Source organism: Methyloceanibacter marginalis (genome assembly GCF_001723295.1).
Taxonomy (GTDB): domain Bacteria; phylum Pseudomonadota; class Alphaproteobacteria; order Rhizobiales; family Methyloligellaceae; genus Methyloceanibacter; species Methyloceanibacter marginalis.
This window is the reverse complement of record NZ_LPWD01000058.1, coordinates 1-6,639: the sequence shown is the minus strand read 5'-3', so window position 1 is coordinate 6,639 and position 6,639 is coordinate 1. Positions and strand designations below refer to the sequence as shown.

Sequence of the window (6,639 nt, the reverse complement as noted above, 5' to 3'; positions counted from 1 at the left end):
ATCGTCGCCATCAACAAGATGGACCAGATCGACTGGTCTGAAGAGCGCTACCGTGCCATCGAGGCAGACTTCCGGGCGCTGGCCGGCAATTTCGGCTTCACCGAGATCACCGCGATCCCCGTCGCCGCGCTCACCGGCGCCAACGTGGTCGCGCGCTCCGCGGAGATGCCCTGGTACTCCGGGCCGACGCTGCTGGAATATTTGGAGCACGTCGATCCGAAGACCGAACCCGAAGACGCGCCCTTCCGCATGCCCGTGCAGCTCGTCTTGCGCGCGACGAATGACTTCCGCGGCTATGCCGGCACCGTCACCTCCGGCAAAATCCGTGTCGGCGAGCGTGTGGTCGATGCCCGCAGCGGCCTCGGCGCCACCTTGCGCCGGATCGCCACCATGGACGGCGACCAGGCCACGGCCAGCAAGGGCGATGCGGTCACCTGGTGCTCGACACCGATCTCGATATTTCGCGCGGCGCCGTTCTGTCGGAAGTGCCGCGCCGGCCCGTCAATGCGGACGTCATCGAGGCCCGCCTCGTCTGGCTCTCCGATACGGCGTCGATCCGGAGGTCGGTTATCTGCTTCGCACCGCCACCGATCTCACGCCGGTCACCTCCATGAGCGTCTCGGCGCTCGTCGACTTCGAGACGCTGGCCTCGAACCCGGCCCATGCCTGCGGCATGAACGACATCGCCGATTGCCGCATTCTGCTCGGCCGGGCCACCGCGCTCGACCTGTTCGCAGACCTGCCGCTCACCGGCAATTTCGTGCTGGTCAACGCCGTCGACGGCACAACTGTCGCAGGCGGAGTCATCACCTGGGTGCAGACAGGTGCGGCCGCCGTGGGCGACAATGTGCTCGTTCTCGACCGGGCCCGCTCGCCGGGCTCTGCGCCGATCTCGGCGAATCCCCGGAGGACAAGGCCGAATTCGAGCGGCGTGCGCAGGAGGTGGCAATTCTGCTACGCTCGGCGGGGGTTCCGGTTCTGATCGAAACTGACCAATAATAACGGCCTAAGTGGCAGCGATCGCGCCGGTAGCGTAGGGGGAGGCCCTTCATCGATGATTGACCTCGGCGGGGTGTGGGCCCTGCTGCCTTTGGCTGGCGCCGGCTTTGGTGTCGGCTTTCTCGTCGGACTGACCGGGGTCGGCGGCGGTGCGCTGATGACGCCGTTGCTGATCTCGACCTTCGGCGTGGCGCCCGCGGTCGCCGTCGGCACCGATCTGCTCTATGCGGCCGTGACCAAGACGGTCGGCAGTTGGCGTCATCACCTTGCCGAGAATGTCGAGTGGCCGATCGTGATGCGGCTGGCTCTGGGCAGCATTCCCGCCGCGCTTATTCTGCTCGCGGTCATGGCCTACGTGCCGTTCGACACCGTGAAGATGGCGCAGTGGATCCGCTATGGGCTCGCCTTCGCTCTGCCGGTCAGCGCCGCGGCCATCGTGCTCTATCCCATTCTTATGCGGGGCCACGCCAAGGTCGATGAGAATGGCAGTCCGCCGCCGCGCGTGGCGGCGACGGTTGTGTTCGGCGCGGCGCTCGGCTTCCTCGTGACTCTGACCTCGGTCGGCGCCGGCGCGATCGGCGTCGTGGTGCTCGCCATGCTGTTTCCGTTGATGCCGGCCAAGCGCATCGTCGGCTCCGACATCGCCCATGCGGTGCCGCTGACGCTCGTGGCTGGCGCCGGTCATCTCGGCCTCGGGCATGTGGATTTCGGTGTCTTGCTGGCGCTGCTGTGCGGCTCGATCCCCGGCATTCTGTTCGGCACGCGGCTCGCGGGCGTGGCGCCGGACTGGCTGCTCCGGCCGCTCTTGGCGTTGACGCTCTGCTATGCGGCCTACGCGCTGCTCTACAAATAGCCGCTCAAGCGACGTTCCGTTCGGCGCCGCCGCCCAGCGCCGTGTCGATATTGCGCTTGGCCGCGCTCAGCGCCTCCTCCGGGCTCAGCGACAGCGTGAGCAGGGGAGACTGGGTCAGAAGAGGGAGATCGGACCGGGTGGGATGAACGTTCGCGCACCAGTTCGACCATTCTTGCCGTAGCTGGATCTCGTAGCCACGGTATCGGGACTTCTCGCTCGGCATGACACCGTCCTCCGCGATTGTCCCCCCGCTAGTTATAGAAAACGCCGGTTGGCCCGCCTAAGTTTCACCCGCTTTGTGGCAAGAAAGAGCACATCGGGCAAAAATCGGCTCTTATGGTTGAGCCCCATTAGGCTTGAGGCTGACCAAATCGGACTGTCCGATGGAACGGCGCGGGGGGAGGTTCTGTGGGCTGGAAACATCTTGCGTTGCGCTTTCCGCCCTTCAAGCGGTTGCATGAGGAACGCGTCCGGCTAAGGGCACGGCTGCGCGCGGCGCGCGCGCAGCTGAAAGCGGCGGCCGAGGAGCGCGCCCGGCTGAAGGTGCAACTGCGTGAGGCGAGAAAGGCGGCCGCCGAGAAGCGCGCCCGCATCGAGGCGCGGCTCGAGGCACACGCCCCCAAGCTTCTCAAGCTCATGGAAAAATGCGGCGCCGATCTCGTCTTGGACGTGGGCGCCAACACGGGACAATTTGCTAGGTGGCTAAGGAAGGGAGGCTTTCGCGGCGAGATCATATCGTTCGAACCCTTGAGCGATGCCTTCGCGGCGCTTGAGCGGGCGTGCGCGCAAGACGGCAATTGGTCCTGTCACAAGCTTGCCCTTGGCGAGGACAACGACACAGCGACGATCAACATCTCCCTGAATTCTGCGAGCAGCTCTCTTCTGCGGTCCCGCGACTGGGCCACGGCGGTTGAGCCGGGGATCGCCCATGTGGGGCAAGAGACGGTCGATGTGCGAAGGCTCGACGAACTCTTGCCTTCGCTGACGGCCGCCCGGCGGATCTTCCTGAAAATCGACACCCAGGCTTCGAGCGCCATGTCCTGGAGGGCGCGCGCGATGTCATGAGCCGCATCGCCATGGTGCAGTTGGAGCTTGCCTGGACGCCCGCCTATGAGGGGCAGGCCGAACTGTCCGAGATGGCCGGCCTCATGCGGAGCCAGGGGTTTGTGCCGATCCTGATCGAGCCGGCCTGGACCGACAAGAACGGGGTCTTACGCGAGATGGACGTGGTCTTTGTTCGCGACCCGGCAGCATCGGGGTAAAGAGGACGCCGCTGCTACTCGTCCGTCTTGCACTTCTTCTTGAAGAAGCCGCGGTTCATGAAGCGCGGATTGCGCATGAAGGGCGCGGCCGTGAGGATGCAATCTTCGCCCGCTTGGCGCTTCGCCTTCTTCTTGGCCTGCTGCTCCGCCGCGGTGACCTGCTCGGACGTTTGCTTCTTCGCCAAGGCCGGCCCGGCCGTGGCCGTCACAAGCGCCGCAACCGCAATGGGGATGATGGCTTTCCGGTTAGTCATGGCTCCGCCCTTAAGCGCGCTGCGACGGTGAAGGTTCCCATCTGCAGACCACGTTGGAACTCGCATTCGGGTAGTCTTGCCGAAAGCGGGCCGTCAGTGCCTTGGCCCTCTGCAGGCCGGCTTTGCGGCAGTCTTCTATGCGGTCGCCGCTGATCGAAAAGCCCGGCATTGACGCGCGCTCTCATACAGCACCGCGCCGGTGTCGCAGTTGGTGACGGCCAGATACAACATCACGATTTTTGCTGTCATGGGCACTCCTCGCCACTTCGGAAGATAACACGATTGGGAGGGAACTGGTGCCGCCGCTCAGGATTGAACTGAGGACCTCGTCATTACCAATGACGCGCTCTACCACTGAGCTACGGCGGCATGTTTTGACCGGTGGGCCGGCACGGGCGGCAAGCCCCGATATATTGGGTGCCCCGGGCCGTGCGGCGCGCAAACTGCCATACGGGGCTTGGCCGCGCAAGGATTGCGCCAAGGTCTTACCGCCGGCCGGTCCTTGATATAGAAGGCGGGGACGATGGCCGATGAGCGCGACCGCGAGGGAAAGCCCGCCAAACCGGACAAGGCGCCCGGCCGCGAGGCCCGGCTGGAGCAGGCCCTTCGCGCCAATTTGTTGAAACGCAAGGCCAAGGTGAAGACAAAGGCCCGTGGCGCCGAAGGCCCCGCGATCTCCCCGGACGGGACGCCCCCGAAAGAGGGGGGACAGGACTGAGGCGGGAAGGGTAGACTGGGCGCTTGCCGCGATCGCCGGGGGGCGGCAAGAACGGGAATTTGTGGCGCGAGGCCGGCCAGAGGCCCGCGCGAGGGGAGCACGTCGTCATGGATCGTATCCGCATTGTCGGCGGCGCGCCGTTGAAGGGCACCATTCCCATCAGCGGCGCCAAGAACGCTGCGCTGCCTCTGATGATCGCCAGCCTGCTCACCAAGGAGACGCTCACGCTCCATGGCATGCCGCGGCTCGCCGACGTGACGCTGCTTGGGCGCATCCTCGGCAATCACGGCGTGGACATCACCATCGCCGGAAAACGCGCCGGCCAGAGCACGAGCGACGGCCAGACCTTCAAACTGACCGCAGCCGAGATCGTCGACACCACCGCGCCCTATGAGATGGTGGCGCGCATGCGGGCGAGCTTTTGGGTGCTGGCGCCGATCCTGGCGCGCTGCGGCGAGGCGAAAGTGTCTCTGCCCGGCGGCTGCGCCATCGGGACGCGGCCGGTTGATCTGCACCTGGTGGCACTCGAGGCGCTCGGCGCCGATATTCAGCTCGACGGCGGCTACGTCATCGCCAAGGCGCCGAAAGGCCTCGTCGGCAATCGCATCCATCTCGGCAAGGTCTCCGTCGGCGCCACCCACAACGCGCTGATGGCCGCCGTGCTCGCCCGCGGCGACACGGAGATCGTGAATGCCGCCCGCGAGCCCGAGGTCGGCGACCTCGCCGCCTGTCTCGTGGAGATGGGCGCCAAGATCGAGGGCATCGGCACCTCCACATTGCAGATCCAGGGTGTGCCGTCGCTCCATGGGGCCGAGCATGCCGTTCTGCCGGACCGCATCGAGACGGGCACCTACGCCATGGCCGCCGCGATCACCGGGGGCGATGTGTTCTTGAAGGGCGCGCGGGCCGATCTGCTGCAAGAGGCCCTTCAGACCTTGCGCACTACGGGCGTGGAGGTGACGGAGGAAGAAGGCGGCATCCGCATCGCGCGCAACGGCCACGGGCTCGACGCGGTGTCCGTGGAGACTCAGCCCTTTCCCGGCTTCCCCACCGATCTGCAGGCCCAGCTCATGGCGCTGATGTGCACCGCGCGCGGCGTCTCCGAGGTGCGCGAGACCATTTTCGAGAACCGGTTCATGCACGTGCAGGAGCTGGCGCGGCTTGGCGCGCGCATCGATCTGAAGGGGGACACGGCCCTGGTCCACGGCGTCAACGGTCTGCGCGGCGCACAAGTCATGGCCACTGACCTTCGTGCCTCGGTCTCGTTGATTATTGCGGGTCTTGCCGCGCAAGGCGAAACGCTGATCGGCCGCGTTTACCACCTCGATCGCGGTTTCGACCGGCTCGAGGAGAAATTGCGCAAATGCGGCGCGCAAATCGACCGGCTTTCCGGTTAGCCTCGCCTGCGCTATTCCTTCTGACTCAACCTCGAGAAGCATGCTAACCCCATGCTGGAGCCCATCTTTATCGCCAGTGATCCTTGCCAATGACCCCGCTTAAGCTGCTCGCCCTCGACGAAGAAGATCTCCAGGTCGTCTCCTCGCATCTTCAAGACGCCGTCGTGCGCGTGGGCGATATGGCCTATGTGCCTCGCAGAAGCGCTTTGCCGCCATTCTCAACCGCTTCGACTGGGAGAGCGCCAAGGAGGACAGCGGCACTTTATCAGCGCCGCCGCACGGCCTTGCGTTTCGATCGGGTGCTGCGCGCCCAGCATCGGGATCTCCGGCCCGAGAAGCCCGACCGCGTGCTGTCGCTGCTGGCGATCCAGTTCGAGGCGGGCGATGCGCCGAGCGGCAAGGTCACGCTTCTGTTCTCCGGCGAGGTGACCATCCAGCTCGACGTGGAGTGCATCGAGACGGAGCTGCGCGATCTCGGGCCCGCCTGGGCGACGCGCAACAAGCCGGAGCACCCGGGCGAGGACGCCGTGGAGTCCGAAGGGTCCGAAGCCTCCGGCGCATAAGGACACCCATGGCCCAGATGCTTGATACGCGCGATGGCGCCTTCGAGGCGCGCTTCCAGGCTCTGCTCGGCATGAAGCGGGAGTCGTCCGCCGACGTGAACGACGCGGTGGCCAAGATCATCGCGTCCGTGCGCGAACGCGGCGACGCGGCGCTGATCGACTTTACGAAGCAATTCGACCACCTCGATCTGAGCGAGACCGGCATCGCCGTTTCCGAGGATGATATCCAGGCGGCGCTCGCCGAGGTCGACGACGAGACGGTGGAGGCCCTGAAGTTCGCCCACGCGCGCATTCTCGATCATCACAAACGCCAGCTGCCGCAAAGCGAGAGCTACACCGACGACACCGGCGTGGAGCTCGGCCAGCGCTGGACACCGGTCGCTCCGCCGGGCTCTACGTGCCGGGCGGCACGGCGAGCTATCCGAGCTCCGTCCTGATGAACGCGATCCCGGCGAAGGTCGCGGGCGTCGAGCGTCTCGTCATGGTGGTGCCGAGCCCGCGCGGTGAGCTGAATCCGCTCGTGCTGGTCGCGGCCGCTTTATCGGGCGTCGACGAGATCTATCGCGTCGGCGGCGCGCAAGCCGTCGCCGCGC

The 6,639-nt window shown here is 65.9% G+C and carries 12 protein-coding genes, 1 tRNA gene and 1 pseudogene; 9 read left to right on the top strand and 5 right to left on the bottom strand.

Annotation, left to right across the window (positions count from 1 at the left end; genetic code table 11):
• Positions 1-47: 47 nt before the first annotated feature.
• A complete protein-coding gene (locus AUC71_RS03020) occupies positions 48-251 on the bottom strand; it encodes a hypothetical protein (protein ID WP_069623087.1) in 204 nt (67 codons plus the stop codon).
• A gap of 42 nt (positions 252-293) precedes the next feature.
• Entirely contained in the window at positions 294-434 is a 141-nt protein-coding gene (locus tag AUC71_RS19150; RefSeq protein ID WP_158007678.1) for a hypothetical protein, read from the bottom strand.
• Positions 435-437: 3 nt separating this feature from the next.
• Between AUC71_RS19150 and AUC71_RS19145 the strand changes: the two genes are divergently transcribed.
• The 3 genes from AUC71_RS19145 (at position 438) to AUC71_RS03010 (ending at position 1,852) form a co-directional block, all read left to right on the top strand.
• Positions 438-614 carry a hypothetical protein gene (locus AUC71_RS19145; protein ID WP_158007677.1) on the top strand — a complete coding sequence of 59 codons (177 nt, stop codon included), beginning with the start codon at positions 438-440 and terminating at the stop codon, positions 612-614.
• Positions 611-982, top strand: a complete 372-nt coding sequence (locus tag AUC71_RS03015) for an elongation factor 1-alpha C-terminal domain-related protein (RefSeq protein ID WP_069623086.1) — start codon at positions 611-613, stop codon at positions 980-982. Before AUC71_RS19145 ends, AUC71_RS03015 begins: the two co-directional genes overlap by 4 nt.
• 72 nt (positions 983-1,054) lie before the next feature.
• The gene (locus AUC71_RS03010) at positions 1,055-1,852 is read left to right on the top strand and encodes a sulfite exporter TauE/SafE family protein (RefSeq protein WP_069623085.1); all 798 of its coding nucleotides are present in this window, start codon (positions 1,055-1,057) and stop codon (positions 1,850-1,852) included.
• 4 nt (positions 1,853-1,856) lie between these two features.
• Here AUC71_RS03010 and AUC71_RS03005 read toward each other — a convergent pair whose 3' ends face one another.
• Complete coding sequence (locus AUC71_RS03005; RefSeq protein ID WP_069623084.1) at positions 1,857-2,075, bottom strand: hypothetical protein; 219 nt, start codon at positions 2,073-2,075, stop codon at positions 1,857-1,859.
• A 185-nt stretch (positions 2,076-2,260) separates the two neighbouring features.
• Between AUC71_RS03005 and AUC71_RS03000 the strand changes: the two genes are divergently transcribed.
• Both AUC71_RS03000 and AUC71_RS02995 read left to right on the top strand, forming a co-directional pair.
• A complete protein-coding gene (locus AUC71_RS03000; RefSeq protein WP_069623083.1) occupies positions 2,261-2,917 on the top strand; it encodes an FkbM family methyltransferase in 657 nt (218 codons plus the stop codon).
• Entirely contained in the window at positions 2,914-3,114 is a 201-nt protein-coding gene (locus AUC71_RS02995; protein ID WP_069623082.1) for a hypothetical protein, read from the top strand. Before AUC71_RS03000 ends, AUC71_RS02995 begins: the two co-directional genes overlap by 4 nt.
• A gap of 14 nt (positions 3,115-3,128) precedes the next feature.
• On the opposite strand, the gene AUC71_RS02990 is transcribed toward AUC71_RS02995, so the two are convergent.
• Both AUC71_RS02990 and AUC71_RS02985 read right to left on the bottom strand, forming a co-directional pair.
• A complete protein-coding gene (locus tag AUC71_RS02990) occupies positions 3,129-3,368 on the bottom strand; it encodes a hypothetical protein (protein ID WP_069623081.1) in 240 nt (79 codons plus the stop codon).
• 294 nt (positions 3,369-3,662) lie between these two features.
• A tRNA-Thr gene (locus tag AUC71_RS02985) sits at positions 3,663-3,737 on the bottom strand.
• Positions 3,738-3,891: 154 nt separating this feature from the next.
• On the opposite strand from AUC71_RS02985, the gene AUC71_RS02980 reads away from it, so the two are divergent.
• The 4 genes and pseudogenes from AUC71_RS02980 to AUC71_RS02965 all read left to right on the top strand — a co-directional run.
• Complete coding sequence (locus AUC71_RS02980; protein ID WP_069623080.1) at positions 3,892-4,086, top strand: hypothetical protein; 195 nt, start codon at positions 3,892-3,894, stop codon at positions 4,084-4,086.
• Between the two features lie 107 nt (positions 4,087-4,193).
• Entirely contained in the window at positions 4,194-5,483 is a 1,290-nt protein-coding gene (murA, locus tag AUC71_RS02975) for a UDP-N-acetylglucosamine 1-carboxyvinyltransferase (RefSeq protein WP_069623088.1), read from the top strand.
• A gap of 89 nt (positions 5,484-5,572) precedes the next feature.
• Entirely contained in the window at positions 5,573-6,046 is a 474-nt protein-coding gene (locus AUC71_RS02970) for a DUF2948 family protein (RefSeq protein ID WP_069623079.1), read from the top strand.
• Between the two features lie 8 nt (positions 6,047-6,054).
• A pseudogene (locus tag AUC71_RS02965) lies at positions 6,055-6,639 on the top strand (histidinol dehydrogenase); the annotation flags it as partial.

Excerpts from the sequence above, each read along its gene's own strand:
- AUC71_RS02970 (WP_069623079.1), top strand. The coding sequence starts at position 5,573 with ATGACCCCGCTTAAGCTGCTCGCCCTCGACGAAGAAGATCTCCAGGTC.
- AUC71_RS03015 (WP_069623086.1), top strand. The coding sequence starts at position 611 with ATGAGCGTCTCGGCGCTCGTCGACTTCGAGACGCTGGCCTCGAACCCG.
- AUC71_RS02980 (WP_069623080.1), top strand. The coding sequence starts at position 3,892 with ATGGCCGATGAGCGCGACCGCGAGGGAAAGCCCGCCAAACCGGACAAG.
- AUC71_RS03005 (WP_069623084.1), bottom strand. The coding sequence starts at position 2,075 with ATGCCGAGCGAGAAGTCCCGATACCGTGGCTACGAGATCCAGCTACGG.
- AUC71_RS02990 (WP_069623081.1), bottom strand. The coding sequence starts at position 3,368 with ATGACTAACCGGAAAGCCATCATCCCCATTGCGGTTGCGGCGCTTGTG.
- AUC71_RS03010 (WP_069623085.1), top strand. The coding sequence starts at position 1,055 with ATGATTGACCTCGGCGGGGTGTGGGCCCTGCTGCCTTTGGCTGGCGCC.
- AUC71_RS02995 (WP_069623082.1), top strand. The coding sequence starts at position 2,914 with ATGAGCCGCATCGCCATGGTGCAGTTGGAGCTTGCCTGGACGCCCGCC.
- murA (WP_069623088.1), top strand. The coding sequence starts at position 4,194 with ATGGATCGTATCCGCATTGTCGGCGGCGCGCCGTTGAAGGGCACCATT.
- AUC71_RS03020 (WP_069623087.1), bottom strand. The coding sequence starts at position 251 with ATGCGGAAGGGCGCGTCTTCGGGTTCGGTCTTCGGATCGACGTGCTCC.